Origin of the sequence: Rhodococcus sp. NPDC006774, from assembly GCF_040636045.1 — a bacterium.
GTDB lineage: Bacteria > Actinomycetota > Actinomycetes > Mycobacteriales > Mycobacteriaceae > Rhodococcoides.
Window position 1 is genome coordinate 210,435 of the sequence record NZ_JBEYIW010000004.1, and the last position, 16,683, is coordinate 227,117.

The window sequence follows — 16,683 nt, forward strand, 5'->3', positions numbered from 1 at the left end:
GCTGGGCGATGACGGCCGGGCAGGGTTGCACACTACCGACGCCGATCGACGGGATCCCGTCGATCGGCGTCCGTAGCGTGCACCGCTGCCCACTCTGCCGGGCACTGCCTGTGGATAACGTCATCGAGTTATCCACAATTGCGAGATTGCCACTGTTGCACGGGCTCCCCAGCCGCAACGGTGTACCAATGGGGGTCTACACGGTGCAGCAGTTGATGGCGCAAGGGCTCAGCACGAGCGGCATTTCGAGACGATCGCAGTCGGGAGAGCTCGTGCGCCTGCTGCCGAAGGTCTACGCAACGGAGAAACCGGACTACTTCGGACTGTGCACCGGTGTGACTCTGTGGAAACCGGACGCCGTGTTGAGCCACGAAAGTGCGGCCTGGTTGTGGGGACTGATCGAGTACGAACCGCGTCTGGTCGACGTCACGGTGGCCCCGAACGTCCAGTCGAGGTCGGTGCCGTGGGTTCGAATTCATCGCCGACGCCTCGTCGAGGTCCAGCTCCACCGAGGCCTGCGAGTGGTGTCTCTGGAGCAGACATTCGTCGACGTCGCGACCTCGCTGTCGACGCCCGATCTCGAGAAGTTCTTCGACCGCGCCATCGACCATCATCTGCCGTGGCGACGGGTCGCCGCACTGTGCGACACGGCACAGCGAATGCACGGGATGGCTGCCGTCCGGAAGCAGCTTCGAACGTGCTGCCCGAGAACACGATCCGAGCCGGAGCGCGTGGTAGCGCGGGCGTTGACCGCTCGCAACTTCACGATGGAGATCAATGCGCGTGTGGGGAAGTTCTACGGTGACCTGGTCGATTATCGAGCACGAGTCATCGTCGAAATCGATGGCCGAGAGTTCCATACGGATTCCGCAACGTTCAACAACGATCGTCGACGGCAGAACGAGTTGGTACTCGATGGATGGTTGGTGCTGCGATATTCGGCGGCCACGGCGCTTGCCGACCTCGATCGCGTCGTGGACGAAATCATCACCGTGGTGCGGCGTCGCCGGAAGTCGATCGCAGCAACGGACCGTCGACTCCCGTGAAACAGTGGCCGGCACCGGGCCGGATTGCACACTACCGACACCGATCGACGGGATTCCGTCGATCGGTGTCCGTAGCGTGTACTGGTGCCCACTCCGGTGGTCGCGTCAGCGGATGCCTAGCTCTTGCGAGCGAGAATGAGCGCGAAGCGGGATTCGGCGTCGGACCACAGATGGTCGACGTCGAATCCTGCTGCAGCGAGTTCTGCGGTGATGCCCTCGGGCCGGAATTTCGCCGAGATCTCGGTGCGTAGGTCCTCACCTGCCTCGAAGTGCACGTGCAGATCGAGATCGGCGAGATACACCTCCTGCGGCGACGTGGCCCGCAGTCGCATCTCGATCCACTCCTGCTCGGCATTCCACAGCGCTACGTGCTCGAAGGCGTCGGGATCGAAGTTGCCGCCCAGGCGAGAGTTGATCACCGACAACACGTTTCGATTGAACTTCGCGGTCACTCCAGCGGCGTCGTCGTACGCCGGAACGAGAACCTTCGGATCGATGACCAGACCTACACCGAGCAACAGATACTCGCCGGGATCCAGGGCATCGGCGATGGCTCCGAGAAACTCCCGGCGTTCCTCGGGGATCAGGTTGCCGAGCGTTCCGCCCAGAAATGCGATCGTGCGGCGATCGCCGCCCGGCAGGTTGTGCAGAGTATCGGTGAAATCGCTGACGATGCCGTGCACCTCGAGCGCCGGGAACTCCTGCGCGATCTGCTCGATGGCACCCTCGAGCGCCGAGATGGATACATCCTGTGGCACATACGTTTTCAGTGATCCGTGCTTGACTCCGGCGGAGAGCAGCAACTTCGTCTTCTCCGAGGAGCCGGAACCGAGCTCGATCAACATCGTGGATTCGGTTGCCTCGGCGACATCCAGAGCATGCTCTTCGAGGAGGGTGCGCTCGGTGCGCGTCGGGTAGTACTCCGGCAGCACCGTGATCTGCTCGAAGAGCTCGCTGCCCAGAGCGTCGTAGAAGTACTTGGGCGAGAGCCACTTCGGATCGGCAGTGAGACCGTCCCGCACGTCCTTGCGCAACTCGTCGAGCAATGCTGTGTCGGCCAGATGTACATCCACCGTGCTCATGACGCTCCTTTACGATTCCAGGCTGGAAATGGTGAGATCGGCTGTGGTGGCGACGACCATGCGTCGGTCGTCGACGAAAATCCAGTCGGGTCGATCGTCGAGGGGTTCGGAGGCGATCGTCACCGAATCCTCGGTCCGCAGAACCGACAACGAATGATGCACCGCCGTGGCGTACATGCTCTCGCCGTCCGACAGCAGAAAATTCAGGCGAGCCTTGGGCGACGTCGCGAGGACCCTGCGGACCAGCACGCGCAGGGCCGACTCGGGATCGTGGGTGCGCAGCAGGTTCCGCAGCACGACCCACAGGGCGGCGGCATCGGTGGGCGCGGGCAACGCGAGCGCGTCGATGGGCGGTACCTCCGACCACAGGTCGGCCATCGACTGCGGCCAGCCGAACACCACACCGTTGTGGCTGAAAGCCCAGTGGCCGTCGGTGAACGGGGCGCAGGCGCTGCGCTCGACCGGCATACCCACGGTCGCCGATCGCACCGCCGCGATCACCGACGTCGAATCGATCTGCGGCAGAACATCGTCCACTGCCGGGTCGGTCCAGATCGGCATCGGGTTGCGGTAGCTGTGCAACCCTGCTTCGCCGTCCCACCACGCGACACCGAACCCGTCCGCGTTGACGGTACCGCCGCCGCGCATGTCGTTCGGTGCGAAGGATTGGGTGCGCAGTGAGTGATCACCCTGTGTCAGCAGCGATCCGACAGAGGTTGCAGCGCCCAGATACCCGAGATGACGGCACATTCAGCTGGGCTCGACGTCGCGGGCCAACCTGAATCCGCTGAAGATCTGGCGGCGGATCGGATGGTCCCAGTTGCGGAACGTGCCTCGACACGCCACCTCGTCGGTGCCGAACGAGCCGCCGCGCAACACCTTGTAGTCGCCGCGGAGAAACACCTCGGAGTACTCGGCGTACGGGAACGCCTCGAACCCTGGGTACGGCTCGAAATCCGAGGAGGTCCACTCCCACACGTCACCGATCAGGTGATGCACACCAGCCGAGGAGGCACCGTCGGGATACGCCCCGACGTCTGCCGGTTCCAGATGCCGCTGGTTCAGATTGGCATGTGCGGCAGTGGGTTCGGCGTCGCCCCACGGGTACGCGTTGCTGGTTCGAGTGTCGGCGTCGAAACGCGCGGCTTTCTCCCACTCCGCCTCCGTCGGCAGACGCTTGCCTGCCCAGCGCGCGTAGGCGTCGGCCTCGAACCAGCTGACGTGCACCACGGGCTGATGCGGGCGCACCGGCTTTCGCACGCCGAAGTTGCGACGCCACCACGTGCCATCGGAGTCGACCTCCCAGAACTGCGGCGCGGTCAGATCGGCATCGACGCGATGCAGCCACCCCTTCTCGGTCCACAGTTCACGGCGTTCGTAACCACCGTCGGCAATGAAGTCCACGAACTGCGCGTTGGTGATCGGGGCTCGGTCGATGGCGAAGGTCGGCACGTGCACGGCATGAGCCGGTCGCTCGTTGTCCAGTGCCCACGGGTCGAGCGAGGTCCCCATCGAGAACGTGCCACCGGCGATGACGGCCTCACCCGACACCGGCACCACCGAGGCCGGTGGAGCAGGAGCCGTCAGAACCGCAGGTCCCGAACGCAATTGATGGGTCGCGAGCATGGTCTCGTCGTGCTGCTGCTCGTGCTGGGCGATCATGCCGAACGCAAAACCGTGCTTCTCGACCGGCCTACCCTCGAACGTGCTGCGGTCCAGCACATCCCAGGCCTTGTCGCGGACGGTCTGCACGTAGACGCGCGCCTCGTCCGGCGTGAGCAGCGGAAGCGACGTGCGTGAGGAACGCGAGTGCTTGAACGCGTCGTACAGTTCGTCGATGTCGGGGCGCACCGGATCTCGACCACCGACATCGCGTACGAGCCAGAGTTCTTCCTGGCTACCGATGTGGGCGAGGTCCCAGACCAGCGGACTCATCAACGGCGAGTGCTGCGCCATCAGTTCGGTCTCGTCGACGCAATCGGTCAGCGATGCACTACGGGCTCGGCTGCGAGTGAGGACCGTTTCGATCCTGCTCCTGAGTTGTTCGGCGCTCACACCGATTCCTTTCGACTGTGACTTGTCGGCGACAGGGCGTCGAACTCGTCGGGCGGCAGCCCGGCTCGGCACCGCCGAGATGCTGCCCACAGCTGTTCGGTGAACTCCCCGCCGAACTCCGCTGCGAGGTCGAGCAATTCGGTTGCGGCCGTGCGTAGGTCGCCATCTGTCAGCCCGACGCGGGCCGCGTCGAGCCACCGTCCGGCCGTCCCGCCGCCGATCTCGGTGGCGCGGGCGACCAGTTCGGGTGTGGACAGCAGTGCCTCGAATGCCGCCGCCGGTACCACCCATTGGCCGTCCGGCTGCGCGTCGAGATAGCGAATCTCGAGGTGCCCGCAGGCGCGCACCTGAGGGAACAGGGTGGTCAGGTGATAATCGAGATCCCCGTGCGTGGGGGCGCGCCCCACAACGCCCGGATCGTCCAACCACTGTGCGAACGTCGTACCCGCAGGCGCTTCCCAGTTCTGGTCGACGCCCTGGATGCAGAGCAGCGGAACGTCGAGTGCCCAGCGTGCGTAGTCGGCAATCGGGTCTCCGGTGTTGGGAACCGCAGTCCTACTCGAATCGGTTCTGCTGGAATCGAGTTCGAGCCAGGTCCGCATCCGCTGGGATGCCCATCGCCCCGCGGGTGCACCCGCGAGTTCGGGAGAGCGTGCGAACGCAGCCACGAAGGCGGGACCGATGACGTGGAGCATGTGCCAGCGCGCGGCGACCTCGGCGCGATCACGGCCGGCATCGACGCTCACCTGAGCCGCAGCGGTGTTGCACATCATCAACTTCCCGAAGGGGCCGATGGTGGTGAACCGATTCTCCATCGCGCAGTACCGCGGTAGAACGAGAAGGCGTTCGGGTGCGCGAGAGGTATCGGCCGGAACAGATGCGATGTCGATGCCTGCATCACCGAGAATGTCCCGCAACAGCCGCGCATCGGCATCGAGCATCGGTGCGAGTTGAGAAACGGATGTATAAGGCGAACTGGACAATTCGACCTGACCGCCGGGTTCGACGGTGACGATGCTTCCGCCCGGCAACGACAGGGCGGGTGACTCGGGATCGATACTGCGCGGGGAATGATCACCGAGCGCAGCGGCCAGAGCCGAGAGGGTCGGACGCGTTCCGTCGTCGAGGGCGGTGAGCCACTCGAGTTCGGCACCGACGAGAGCCGGTGGCCCCAGCTTGAAACACACCTTCGACACATATGCCTCTGCTGCCGGGCGCGAGCTCAGCCCGAGAGACTTCTCGTTGGACGACACTCATTCCTTCTTTCCGCACTCAACACGTTCTCCGCTACCGAACGTACCCAGCTGCGGGGATCGAAAACGTCGCGATCCCTCGTCTCGTCGAGGCTACCGATTGTGGAACTCTGGTGCCCGAGAGTTCGCTACCGAAAGGACGACCGATGCTCGATCACGACCGCATTCGACGCGACACCCCGAGTGCGTCGGGCCGGGTGTTTCTCGACAGCGCCGGATCCTCGTTACCTCCGACCGTCGTCCTCGATACCGCGATCGCGCACCTGCGCCGGGAAGCAGAAATCGGTGGCTACCAGGCTGCGGCCGAACGCCGGAACGACCTCGACGCAGTCAAGACCTCGATCGGAACCTTGATCGGAGCCCCGGCGTCGAGCATCGCATTGAGCGATTCGGCAACGCGGGCCTGGACCGACTTCTTCTACTCGGTACCGCTGTCCCCCGGCGACCGGATCCTGCTGTGCGAGGCCGAATACGCCAGCAACGCGATCTCCGCCCTCCACCGCGCCGACGTCACCGGTGCAACGGTGGAGATCGTCCCGAGTGACGAATCGGGACGCATCGACGTGCACGCACTGGAATCGATGCTCGACGACCGAGTGAAACTGATCTCGGTGGTACACGCCCCCACCAACGGCGGTCTGATCAATCCCGCCCGTGCCGTCGCCGATCTCGCGCACCGCCACGGTGCACTGGTCCTGCTCGACGCCTGCCAGTCCATCGGGCAGATGCGCGTCGACGTCGAGGAGTTGGGAGTCGATGCACTCTCGGCCACCGGCCGCAAATGGCTACGCGGCCCCCGCGGAACCGGCTTCCTCTACCTGCGACCGGGATTGGCGTCGACGCTGCATCCCCCTGCCCTCGACTTGCACAGCGCCCAATGGGTCGACCGGCAGACGTATCGAATGGCCGACGACGCCACGCGATTCGAGTTCTGGGAGTGCGACGTCGCGGCCAGGCTCGCGCTCGGAGCGGCCGTGGACTATCTCCTCGAACTCGGTATCGACCAGGTGGAAGAGGCCATTGTCGAACGTGCCGAATACCTTCGGTCCGGGCTCCGGACGATCCCCGGGGTGACCGTGCACGACCTGGGCGACCGCAAGAACGGCATCGTCTCGTTCACAGTGGACGGCGAAGAGCCCGAGGCTGTCCGTGACCGGCTCTGGGGCCGGGAAGTGACGGTGCGAATCAGCTACCGCAGCTCGACGCAACTGGACATGACGAGCCGGGGACTCGACGCCGTCGTTCGTGCATCTCCCCACTATTTCGTCACGTTCGCGGAACTGGACACGATGCTCGCTGCGCTCGCAGGTGAGTGACACTTCGTAGCAGAGTCGGCAGGAGTGGAGCCGGCGGAACGACCCGTTGAACCGTTGCTCACATAGGCAGCAACCCCGATCGCCGAGACCACGAGTCCACCGACTCCGAGCCAGGTGATCGCGTCGCCGAACATCACGAATGCCCACAACATCGTCGTCGGCGGTGTCAGGTAGAGCAGCACGCTTGCGCGAGTGGGGCCGTTGCGACGCACCACGAACAGGTACGCGCCGTACGCCCCGAAGGTCGAGAGCACGACCGTCCAGGCGACAGCCGCGAGGAAGCCCGTCGTCATCGGCGGTGCGACATCGCCGGCCAGCGCGCTCCACGTCATGAATCCGACTGCACTGATGGAACATTGGATCGCCATCGCGAGGGGGATCGGCTCTGTGGGGTCCAGTAGCCGTTGACCGATCGTGCCCACCGACAGTGCCAGCATGCCCGCAGCCGGTAGTAGATAGACGGGCCAGGCGAGGTCGGCACCGGACATGTCCCCCACCACCACCAGCGATACCCCGACGATCCCGACGACCAGTCCCAGGGTCTGTCGTCCTCCGACGCGTTCGCCGAAGACCCTGCTCGACGCCATCGCGACCACCAGCGGCTGCAGTGCGGCGATCAACGCGGCGACACCGGGTGGCACGCCCATCCCGATGCCGGTGATGGTGGCTCCGAGGTAGAGGAACTGACAGAACAGGCCGAGGACTGCGTGGATTCGGATGGCGTGCCAGGTGGGGGTCAGTCCTCGATACCGGCACCACGCGATCAGCAGCGCAACGGCGGCGAGGTAGCGCCAGGCCAGAAGGGTGTGGGCCGAAGCCTCGGCGGTTCCGAGCTCGGCTCCGATGAAGCCCGAACTCCACAGCACCACCAGTGCCGTACCTGCGATGGCGTCGACGCGTGATCTCATGAACCGATGTAAACATACAGGTCTGTATACTTGCAGTGCACCTGTCGCTCACCAGCGCTTTCGAAAGGCAACCATGCTCGACAAGCCACTCACCCCCGCCGGAGAACGCATCCTGACCGTCGCCAGCGAACTGTTCTACGCTCGCGGCATCCGCGCCGTCGGAGTCGACCTCATCGCGGAGGAGGCCGGCACCACGAAGAAGACCCTGTACGACCGATTCGGCTCCAAGGACGGCCTGGTGCAGCGATATCTCACCCGCCGGTACGGACTGTGGTGCGACCACGTGACGCAGTACGTCGAATCCCTCGACCCCGGCGACGCACGCATCCTCGGGGTGTACGACGCCCTGGACGTCTGGATGCGCGACAACCACCGCGGCTGCGGATTCGTCAACGCCTTCGCGGAGTTCGGCGGCACCGACAGCCCGGTGCTCGCGATCATCGAGTCCGAGAAGAACTGGACGCGATCGTTGTTCGCGCGACTGGCCGGCGAAGCCGGATACCCCGACGCCGAACAGCTGGGAACCCGACTGTCGGTGTTGCACGAGGGCGCGGTGGTGATGGGGACGGCGGGAGCTCGCGACGACGCGATAGTGGTCGCGCGGGGCATCGCGTCCGACCTGCTCGCTGCACTCGCAGGTGCACGCACGTTCGCAGCAGGGGTCGAGCTTCCACGCACCTGACGTGGTCGTGTATTGTTTCCCAGGTTGTCTCGGCGAGGGTAGATCCGGAAATCTTCGGATCCACCGTTATCGACGCGGCTCGGCCCCGTTGGCCGCGCTCGTTCGTGTCCGCCCCGACGAGCTTGACCGCCCGACGAAGTACGCCGCAAGAACCACATTTATCAGGAGCACCTAGCACCATGGCATCGAAGGTAAACAATCTCACCGCGCTGGTCCGCACCGAATTCGGCAAGGGCGCTGCTCGCCGCACCCGTCGCGACGGCCTCGTTCCCGCCGTCCTGTACGGACACGCCACCGACCCCCAGCACCTCGCGCTGGACGCACGCGCGTTCGCAGCGGTGCTGCGTAACGACGGCACCAACGCCGTGCTGACCCTCGACATCGACGGCAAGTCCCAGCTGGCTCTGACCAAGTCGATCGTCGTGCACCCGATCCGTCGCAGCATCGAGCACGCCGACCTCCTCGTCCTGAAGAAGGGCGAGCGCGTCACCGTCGAGGTCAACATCATCGTCGAGGGCGACGCCGCACCGGGAACCCTCGTCACCACCGACTCGACCGCGGTCGAGATCGAGGCCGACGCACTGGAGATCCCGGAGAACTTCGTCGTCTCCGTCGAAGAGGCTCAGATCGGTACCCAGATCACCGCAGCCGACCTGGACCTTCCGTCCGGCGTCACGCTGGTCTCCGACGGCGAGACGCTGCTCGTCAACGTCGTCGAGGCTCCGTCCGAGGAAGACCTCGAGGCCGACGGCGAAGGCACCGAGCCCATCTCCGAAGAGGGCGAGGCCGAGACTCAGGAAGAAGCCGAGTCCAAGGACGAGGAAAGCTCCGACGAGAGCTGATACTCACCCCCGCACGTCGAACGGCGCGCCACTTCCCACGGGAGGTGGCGCGCCGTTCGCCTTCGAATAGCCGATGAGAGAATGACGCACGTGAGCACCGAACCTGCACCCCTCGACGGGCCCGCACTGATCGTCGGCCTAGGAAACCCCGGTCCGCAGTACGAAAAGACCCGTCACAACGTGGGATTCATGGTGGCCGACGCCCTGGCCGGACGCATCGGCGGGTCGTTCTCCTCGCACAAGAAGTCCAACTCCGACATCGTGCAGGCCCGTCTCGGCAGTCGCTCGGTGATCATCGCCAAGCCGCGTACCTTCATGAATCTCTCGGGCCAGCCGGTGGCTGCGTTGGCGCGTTTCTTCTCGATCGAGCCGGCGAACATCGTGGTGGTGCACGACGAGCTGGACATCGACTTCGGTGCTCTGCGACTCAAACTCGGCGGCGGCGAAGGCGGCCACAACGGCCTCCGCTCGATCTCGCAGCACCTGAGCACCAAGGACTACCTGCGGGTGCGCGTCGGCGTCGGGCGGCCACCGGGGCGAATGGATCCGGCGTCGTTCGTGCTCAAGCCGTTCTCCGCACCCGAGCGCAAGGACCTCGGCGTCGTCGTCGAGGAAGCCGCCGATGCCGCGGAGCTCCTGCTCTCGGCCGGCCTCGAAGCCGCCCAGAACAGGGTGCACCCGCGCTGATCGGGAGCGAACCTCACACCCCTGTTGTGAGGCGCGCGCCGCCTCTCGCGTCCGAGCGTGCGCGCGCACCCCGCAGAAAGGGTGTGAGGTCTGCAGCCCGTTTCAGTTCAGCAGCGACGCCGAATTCGCCCGACGCAGTTTGCCGCTCGACGTCTTCGGAATACTGCCCGGCCCCAGCACCGCAACGGTTCGGGGCCGTACACCCACCTCCGAGTGCACCGCGTGGATCACTTCGCGTTCGATGCGCTTGACCTCGTCAGGGTTGTCGATGTCGTTGGTTTCCACCGCCACCGCGAAACTTTCGCGCTTGTCACCGGCATCGAGCCGAATGGCGACGGCATTGCCCGGCCGCACACCCGCAACGGTGCCCGCGGCCCGTTCGATGTCGGTGGGATAGATGTTGCGACCACCCATGATGATGACGTCCTTGATACGTCCGCAGACGACCACCAGTTCGTCCTCGGTGATGTAGCCGACGTCACCGGTATCGAGCCAGCCGTCCTCGTCGAGCGTCGACACCGGACCCTCGACGGTGATGTATCCGGGCGTGACGGCCTTGCCTCGCACCTCGATGATGCCGACGCCGCGCGCGGTGAGCACCTGCCCCTCCTTGTCGACGACGCGTCCCTCCAACCCGGGAACGAACTTGCCGAGCGTTGCGAGGGAACGGGTGTTGCCACGGGTGGACGGGACCGCGCGACCGAGGGTCTCGAGCAGGTCCGCGTCGACCACGTCGATCACCTGCCCCTGGGCGGGATCCGGAATCGACACTGCGAGAGTCGTTTCCGCCATTCCGTAGACCGGAGCCAGAGCCAGCGGGTTCAGCTTGTACCGGGCCCCGGCCTCGGCGAGCGCGGTCATGGTGTCCGGATCGACCGGCTCGGCTCCGTTCCAGGCGTAGCGCAGAGTCGACAGATCGAGATCCAGATCGTCCTCGGCCTGACTCAACCGCCGCGCCAGCAGCGAGTACGCGAAGTTGGGTGCTGCGGTGACGGTTCCGCGGTACTTGTGAATCAGCTTGGCCCACAGCAGCGGCGAGCGCAGGAAGTCCAGTGGCGTGATGCTGACGACCTCGGCACCGACCTGCATCGGCACCGACAGAAAGCCCACCATCCCCATGTCGTGGAACAGTGGCAACCAGCTGACCATCACATCGGAATCGACATCGAATTCGATGCGATCGATCATGGCGTAGGCATTGACGTAGAAGTTCTCGTGCGTGATCCGCACGGCCTTCGGCGAACCGGTCGAGCCGGACGTGAGTTGCTGCAGCGCGATATCGGACTCGGCAGTCGGCACCGGATCGATGTCGCGACCGGTCTTCATGTCCTCGATCTTCAGCACGGTGATGCCGCGCTCCTCGAGCACCGGTGCGGCGATGTCGAACGGAGCCCCGAGAATCACGGCCTTGGCCTCGATCATCCGCACGACGGTCTCGGTGTCCTCACCCCAGACGGCGAGGTCGGTCCGCGGAGTGGGCTGGTGCAGCATCGTCACCGATCCCCCGCGCATCCACGTCGCCTGGCACGCGGGCGCGATGTCGACCGGCTGACCGGCCAGGATCCCGATCGCGTCCCCGTGTTCGACGCCTGCGTCGGCCAGGGCCCCGGCCATGCGCCGCGCCTGCTCGTGGATCTCACCCCAGGACTGCCGAAGCGCCTCGTCGGGCTCGCCGGTGACCAGACCGTGCTTGCTGGTGCTCGCGGTCTCGAACATCTCTTCGGTGAACTTGCTCAACGCGCATCTCCTCGTGAGGGATCTCCCGGCCCACCGTTCACAGTAGGCACTCCCGCCCCGACCGAGGGGAACAACGGGCCGCGTATCCTTTAATTTTGCCCCGGCCACTCTTTCGGTGCCGCCCTTGCTACGAGAATGAGGTCTTCGTGAGTACCCCGTCCAGCACCCCCGACGTCGACGCAACGCTCGAAGGGTCCGGACCGGCAGCGCTCGACGAGTCCGGGACCACCCGAGGTCAGGCCAAAGAGCTCGAAACCGAGGTCGCGAGGCGTCGAACATTCGCGGTGATCTCGCACCCCGACGCCGGTAAGTCGACGCTCACCGAGGCCCTCGCCCTGCATGCACGTGTCATCTCCGAGGCCGGTGCCATCCACGGCAAAGCCGGCCGTCGCTCCACCGTGTCCGACTGGATGGAGATGGAGAAGGCCCGCGGTATCTCGGTGAGTTCGACTGCGCTGCAGTTCAATTACCAGACCTCCCCCGACGCCGAGATCACCAACGTCATCAACCTCGTCGACACCCCCGGCCACGCCGACTTCTCCGAGGACACCTATCGCGTGTTGACCGCCGTCGACGCGGCAGTGATGTTGATCGACGCCGCCAAAGGCCTCGAGCCGCAGACCCTCAAGCTGTTCCAGGTGTGCCGCCAGTTCGGCATCCCGGTCATCACCGTCATCAACAAGTGGGACCGCCCGGGCCAGTCACCGCTCGAGCTCCTCGACGAGATCGAGTCGCGGATCGGCCTCACGCCGACGCCTCTCTACTGGCCCGTCGGGATCGCCGGTGACTTCCGCGGCCTGCTCGACGTACAGGACGGCAGCTACATCCGTTTCACCCGCACCGCCGGTGGTGCGACCATCGCGCCCGAGGAATTCATGACGGCCGAGGCCGCGGCCGAACGTGAGGGCGTCGACTGGGACACCGCTGTCGAGGAGAGCGATCTGCTGATCTCGAGCGGTCAGCAGCACGATCAGGAGATGTTCCTGGCCGGTCAGACGTCGCCGGTGATCTTCGGCTCCGCGATGCTCAACTTCGGCGTCCGGCAGATTCTCGACACGCTCGTGGCCCTCGCGCCGTCACCCGGCCCGCGTGACGACGTCTCCGGCGGCGTACGCGAGGTCACCGATCCGTTCAGCGCCGTCGTGTTCAAGGTGCAGGCGGGCATGGACACCGCGCACCGCGACCGGCTGGCATTCATGCGCGTCGTCTCCGGAGTGTTCGAGCGCGGCATGGTCGTCACCCACTCGCAGACCAAGAAGCCGTTCACCACCAAGTACGCGTTGACGGTGTTCGGTCGCGACCGTACGACCGTCGAGAACGCCTACCCGGGAGACATCGTCGGCCTCGTCAACGCGACCGCACTGGCCCCCGGTCACACGCTCTACACCGACAAGAAAGTCGAGTTCCCGCCCATCCCGTCGTTCGCACCCGAGCACTTCTCGGCACTGCGCGTCGACAGCGCCGACAAGTACAAGAAGTTCCGCCGGGCCGTCGAGCAACTCGACTCCGAGGGCGTCGTTCAGGTGCTGCGCAACGACATTCGCGGCGACGCGTCCCCCGTGCTCGCCGCCGTCGGACCCATGCAGTTCGAGGTCGTCACCGCACGGATGAAGACCGAGTTCGGCGTCGATGCTCGCATGGAACCACTCGGATACTCCCTCGCTCGACGCACCGACGCGGCCTCGGCCGTCGAGTTGGGTCGCCAACGCGGTGTCGAGGTCTTCACCCGCACCGACGGCGCGCTGCTCGCGCTGGTGAGCGACAAGTGGCGTCTGCAGTACATCCAGAAGGAAATGCCCGAACTGACCCTCGAACCACTCGTCGCCGCCGGTGATCAGTAGCTTGCACTCGCTCGTTGCGGGCTCGTGCTGATCGACCTGCTCGACGCGGAATTCTCCGTTCTCGGGCACCCGATTCTGTGGCGTGAGGTGGTCGGCAACGGTTTCGGCCTGCTCTCGGCGATCGGTGGGATGCGACGCGTCGTGTGGGCGTGGCCGGTGGGCATCATCGGAAATGCGTTGCTGTTCACCGTCTTTCTCGGCGGCGTGTTCCATACTCCGCAGGCGCTCGATCTGTACGGCCAGGCCGGGCGACAGCTGATGTTCATCGCCGTGAGCGTCTACGGGTTGATGCGCTGGCTGCGCGATTCGAAGCGTTCGGGGGCCGCGGTCGTGCCGAGGTGGGGCACGGCGCGGGAGCGGACGGCGATGATCGTCGTCGCGATCGTCGGCACGGTGGTGTTCGCGCAACTGTTCGGCTACCTCGGCTCGTTCGGCAAGTGGGCCGACGCGTGGATCTTCACCGGATCCATGCTGGCGACCTTCGGAATGGCGCGTGGCCTCACCGAGTTCTGGCTGATCTGGATTGCGGTGGACATCGTGGGCGTACCACTGCTGATCGTCGCCGGGTTCTATCCGTCCGCGGTTCTCTACCTCGTGTATGCCGCGTTCGTGGCCTGGGGATTCGCCGTGTGGTTCAGGATCCAGAACAAGAGCTTCGGTCAAAAAATGGCGTCGTAAACAATCGTGATGCTACTCTCAGCGTGTCCGAACAAACTTCGAGTACGTTTTGCGTGCTCGACGCCGACCAGACCGTCCTGATCGATACCCGATCGTGACATCTCGGCGCGGAATCACCTGGGAATCACGATGAAGTGGAAAACGACATGACTAAGGGATCGAACTACCCATTGGCCGGGATCAAGGTCGGTGGCGCTCCCGCGCATCGTTTGGCGACGCCGCCGAAGTCCGACTCCGCTTCACCCGCCGGTGTCCGCACCGATTCTTCGGCGGCAGCGCCCGCCGAGAAGGCAGTCGAGACTGCTACCACCGAGAAGTCGGAGGCAGTGGTCACGTCCACCGAGAAGGCGTCCGCAACAACGCCTGCACCAGCAACGTCGTCCGCCACGGATTCAACGACCCCCCACGCGGATCGACGTCGTCCAGAGAAGCCCGCCACGGAATCGAACGAGGTTGAAGTGACTACAAGCGATCAGATCTCAGAACACGGCCTGCCCACCAACGGCCGCTCCACGTCTCACGGCTCCACCGCCGGCTCCTCGCCGTCGCTCGGCCGCGGCCAGGGACCCGACCGTCGCACCGCCATGGGTGTCGCTTCGGTACGCATCGCAGGACGCTTGACCCAGAACGAGCTCGGCAGCCGCACCGGCGACATCCGCACCCCCGACACCTCCGTGGGCCCTGACGAGCTGCTCCAGCTCCTCGGCGAGTACCTCGTCTCGGGTGGCCTGCAGAACCCCGAGATCCACGTGCGCTCCAACGGCCAGACCATCGTGCTGGACCTGCAGAACCCCGCCAAGGGCTACCGCTGACCCCTATCGGTCACAACAGCTGCTGGAATGCCTCTGGTCGCACCATCTCGAGTACCAGAGGCTTCCATTGCGGCGCTCGGTCCTTGTCGACCAACACTGCGCGAACGCCCTCGGCGAAGTCCGGTTCGGTGATGATCCACGTCGCCATCCGCAACTCCCGATCGAGACATTCACGCAACGTACTGTCCGCTCCCCGTGTGATCAGCGCGTCGGTGGCCATCAGGGATGTCGGCGACAGCGTCGCCAACTGAGTCTTCGTCGTCCGCGACCAGGGGGTGTCGCACACCAGCGCGTCGATGATGTCGACGAGTGAGTTCCTCTCGAACACTGCTGCCACCGCCTCCGCGTCGAACGACAGCTCGGTCGTCGCCGGCGCAGTGGTGTATCGATCCAACACCTCGTCGATGGCAATGCCGCCGAGGATGTCGGCTTTCAGACCGTCCACCGCGTCACTCGGGCAGAAATGCGTCGCCAATCCCAGTGCAAGCGCGTCGGATCCGGTGATTCGAGTTCCCGTCAGCGCCAGGTACCGTCCGACATGGCCCGGCAGGCGCGAGAGAAAGTAGCTCGATCCCACGTCCGGCACAAAACCGATCGCCGTCTCCGGCATGGCCAACACGGCGTTCTCGGTGACGATGCGGATGCTGCCGTGAATCGAGATACCCAGGCCACCGCCGAAGGCCGCAGCTTCGATGACAGCGATGTAGGGCTTGGGGTAATTGGCGATCAGCTCGTCGAGGTCGTACTCCGCCGCGAAGTACGCCGGCCCGGCCTCGTGGTCACCGTCGACGACGGCCTGCCGAATCGCCTTGATGTCGCCGCCCGCGCAGAAGGCCCGAGGTGAACTGCTCGTCACCAGAACGGAAGTGACCGCGTCGTCGTCGCGCCACGCATCGAGTGCGGCGCGGATGCCCTCGATCATCGCACCGTTCAACGAGTTCAGAGCCTCCGGCCGGTTCAGGACGATATGCCCTACGGCACCGACGATCTCGGCTTCGACAACGGCCACTGTTGACTCCTTCACACGCGGATCGTTCGACGCGTAAGAGTAGCGCTATTCGCGAGACTCGACCGACCGCGGACGCGCGTCACCGGGAATGTCGGCGGACAGGCAGGGCCGCTCTTCCGCAGTGAACCAACCGCGATAGAGAAAGAGCTGTCCGAGCACCGGGCTCTTCACCTCGATCTCGATGCGATGCCGCTCCTCGGCCGCGTCCCACCACTCCCGACCGATCGTTACTGCCGACGCCACCTTGGGCAACTTCGGCGCAAGTGGGCCGAGCAGGAATCGCGGCACCTCGCTCTCGAGCACCAGGCCACCGTCGGCATCGACCTCACACCTGGTGTGCACCACCATGTCCGAGGAGAAACCCAGGTAGTCGAGGGCATACGTGTTGGACTCGGCGGAAGACACCATCACCGAATTCATCCCCTGCGGGCGGCCCGCGAAAGCGAAGCGACGCACGAAAGACAGTGTCTCGCGGCCCAGTTCGTCGACATACGCATAGTTGGCAATGGTGAACGGCACGTCCTTGCCGACACCGGCGGGAAAGAGACCGCGCTTGCGTCCGGCCCACAGCAGCGGCGGCGGCACGAGTCGAGAATGCGTCATCTCCTCCATCACGCCCACCCCGAACTGAGCGAGATCGTCCGAGGACTGCAATCCGAAGCGCCACTGAACCTTGGGATGCAGACGGGCAAAATCCGAACCGAGTACTTCCGCGACCACCGATGCCATGTCTCC

At 65.1% G+C, this 16,683-nt stretch carries 16 protein-coding genes; 8 read left to right on the top strand and 8 right to left on the bottom strand.

Features of this window, described 5'->3' with window-relative positions; all coding sequences use genetic code 11:
* Positions 1-188 precede the first annotated feature (188 nt).
* Positions 189-1,046 (top strand): DUF559 domain-containing protein, encoded by an 858-nt coding sequence (locus tag ABZ677_RS08280; protein WP_358368262.1) that lies wholly within the window; start codon positions 189-191, stop codon positions 1,044-1,046.
* A 116-nt stretch (positions 1,047-1,162) separates the two neighbouring features.
* On the opposite strand, the gene egtD is transcribed toward ABZ677_RS08280, so the two are convergent.
* From egtD to egtA, 4 genes are read right to left on the bottom strand one after another with little or no spacing between them, the layout of a single operon-like run.
* Complete coding sequence (gene egtD / locus ABZ677_RS08285; protein WP_358368264.1) at positions 1,163-2,128, bottom strand: L-histidine N(alpha)-methyltransferase; 966 nt, start codon at positions 2,126-2,128, stop codon at positions 1,163-1,165.
* A gap of 9 nt (positions 2,129-2,137) precedes the next feature.
* Complete coding sequence (gene egtC / locus ABZ677_RS08290; RefSeq protein WP_358368267.1) at positions 2,138-2,878, bottom strand: ergothioneine biosynthesis protein EgtC; 741 nt, start codon at positions 2,876-2,878, stop codon at positions 2,138-2,140.
* The gene (gene egtB / locus ABZ677_RS08295; protein ID WP_358368270.1) at positions 2,879-4,183 is read right to left on the bottom strand and encodes an ergothioneine biosynthesis protein EgtB; all 1,305 of its coding nucleotides are present in this window, start codon (positions 4,181-4,183) and stop codon (positions 2,879-2,881) included.
* Positions 4,180-5,436 carry an ergothioneine biosynthesis glutamate--cysteine ligase EgtA gene (egtA, locus tag ABZ677_RS08300; RefSeq protein WP_358368273.1) on the bottom strand — a complete coding sequence of 419 codons (1,257 nt, stop codon included), beginning with the start codon at positions 5,434-5,436 and terminating at the stop codon, positions 4,180-4,182. The genes egtB and egtA overlap by 4 nt, the downstream gene beginning before the upstream one ends.
* A gap of 146 nt (positions 5,437-5,582) precedes the next feature.
* Between egtA and ABZ677_RS08305 the strand changes: the two genes are divergently transcribed.
* Positions 5,583-6,752, top strand: coding sequence for an aminotransferase class V-fold PLP-dependent enzyme (locus ABZ677_RS08305; protein WP_358368276.1), 1,170 nt, complete (start codon positions 5,583-5,585; stop codon positions 6,750-6,752).
* Here the strand turns inward: ABZ677_RS08305 and ABZ677_RS08310 are convergent.
* Positions 6,695-7,660, bottom strand: coding sequence for a DMT family transporter (locus tag ABZ677_RS08310; protein WP_358368280.1), 966 nt, complete (start codon positions 7,658-7,660; stop codon positions 6,695-6,697). The two genes, ABZ677_RS08305 and ABZ677_RS08310, sit on opposite strands and share 58 nt — an antisense overlap.
* 73 nt (positions 7,661-7,733) lie before the next feature.
* Here ABZ677_RS08310 and ABZ677_RS08315 point away from each other — a divergent pair, with 73 nt between their 5' ends.
* The 3 genes from ABZ677_RS08315 (at position 7,734) to pth (ending at position 9,871) form a co-directional block, all read left to right on the top strand.
* Positions 7,734-8,342 (top strand): helix-turn-helix domain-containing protein, encoded by a 609-nt coding sequence (locus tag ABZ677_RS08315; RefSeq protein ID WP_358368283.1) that lies wholly within the window; start codon positions 7,734-7,736, stop codon positions 8,340-8,342.
* Between the two features lie 179 nt (positions 8,343-8,521).
* The gene (locus ABZ677_RS08320) at positions 8,522-9,184 is read left to right on the top strand and encodes a 50S ribosomal protein L25/general stress protein Ctc (RefSeq protein ID WP_037192026.1); all 663 of its coding nucleotides are present in this window, start codon (positions 8,522-8,524) and stop codon (positions 9,182-9,184) included.
* Between the two features lie 81 nt (positions 9,185-9,265).
* Complete coding sequence (gene pth, locus ABZ677_RS08325) at positions 9,266-9,871, top strand: aminoacyl-tRNA hydrolase (protein ID WP_094739726.1); 606 nt, start codon at positions 9,266-9,268, stop codon at positions 9,869-9,871.
* 102 nt (positions 9,872-9,973) lie between these two features.
* Here the strand turns inward: pth and ABZ677_RS08330 are convergent, their stop codons facing one another.
* On the bottom strand, positions 9,974-11,608 hold the full coding sequence (locus ABZ677_RS08330; RefSeq protein ID WP_094633135.1) for a fatty acyl-AMP ligase: 1,635 nt from the start codon (positions 11,606-11,608) through the stop codon (positions 9,974-9,976).
* A 146-nt stretch (positions 11,609-11,754) separates the two neighbouring features.
* Here ABZ677_RS08330 and ABZ677_RS08335 point away from each other — a divergent pair, with 146 nt between their 5' ends.
* From ABZ677_RS08335 to ABZ677_RS08345, 3 genes are all read left to right on the top strand, one after another.
* Positions 11,755-13,449, top strand: a complete 1,695-nt coding sequence (locus tag ABZ677_RS08335) for a peptide chain release factor 3 (protein WP_037192020.1) — start codon at positions 11,755-11,757, stop codon at positions 13,447-13,449.
* Between the two features lie 24 nt (positions 13,450-13,473).
* Positions 13,474-14,127: a nicotinamide riboside transporter PnuC gene (gene pnuC, locus ABZ677_RS08340; RefSeq protein ID WP_037192018.1), complete on the top strand. Its 654-nt coding sequence runs from the start codon at positions 13,474-13,476 to the stop codon at positions 14,125-14,127.
* Positions 14,128-14,273: 146 nt separating this feature from the next.
* Positions 14,274-14,939, top strand: a complete 666-nt coding sequence (locus tag ABZ677_RS08345; protein ID WP_094633227.1) for a hypothetical protein — start codon at positions 14,274-14,276, stop codon at positions 14,937-14,939.
* Positions 14,940-14,949: 10 nt separating this feature from the next.
* On the opposite strand, the gene ABZ677_RS08350 is transcribed toward ABZ677_RS08345, so the two are convergent.
* On the bottom strand, positions 14,950-15,948 hold the full coding sequence (locus ABZ677_RS08350) for an enoyl-CoA hydratase/isomerase family protein (protein ID WP_094739727.1): 999 nt from the start codon (positions 15,946-15,948) through the stop codon (positions 14,950-14,952).
* A gap of 45 nt (positions 15,949-15,993) precedes the next feature.
* Complete coding sequence (locus tag ABZ677_RS08355; protein WP_037192014.1) at positions 15,994-16,677, bottom strand: DUF4166 domain-containing protein; 684 nt, start codon at positions 16,675-16,677, stop codon at positions 15,994-15,996.
* Positions 16,678-16,683: the final 6 nt, after the last annotated feature.

Coding starts and splice junctions, on each gene's coding strand:
- ABZ677_RS08280 (WP_358368262.1), top strand. CDS start 189: ATGGGGGTCTACACGGTGCAGCAGTTGATGGCGCAAGGGCTCAGCACG.
- egtD (WP_358368264.1), bottom strand. CDS start 2,128: ATGAGCACGGTGGATGTACATCTGGCCGACACAGCATTGCTCGACGAG.
- egtC (WP_358368267.1), bottom strand. CDS start 2,878: ATGTGCCGTCATCTCGGGTATCTGGGCGCTGCAACCTCTGTCGGATCG.
- ABZ677_RS08305 (WP_358368276.1), top strand. CDS start 5,583: ATGCTCGATCACGACCGCATTCGACGCGACACCCCGAGTGCGTCGGGC.
- ABZ677_RS08310 (WP_358368280.1), bottom strand. CDS start 7,660: ATGAGATCACGCGTCGACGCCATCGCAGGTACGGCACTGGTGGTGCTG.
- ABZ677_RS08315 (WP_358368283.1), top strand. CDS start 7,734: ATGCTCGACAAGCCACTCACCCCCGCCGGAGAACGCATCCTGACCGTC.
- ABZ677_RS08320 (WP_037192026.1), top strand. CDS start 8,522: ATGGCATCGAAGGTAAACAATCTCACCGCGCTGGTCCGCACCGAATTC.
- pth (WP_094739726.1), top strand. CDS start 9,266: ATGACGCACGTGAGCACCGAACCTGCACCCCTCGACGGGCCCGCACTG.
- ABZ677_RS08345 (WP_094633227.1), top strand. CDS start 14,274: ATGACTAAGGGATCGAACTACCCATTGGCCGGGATCAAGGTCGGTGGC.
- ABZ677_RS08355 (WP_037192014.1), bottom strand. CDS start 16,677: ATGGCATCGGTGGTCGCGGAAGTACTCGGTTCGGATTTTGCCCGTCTG.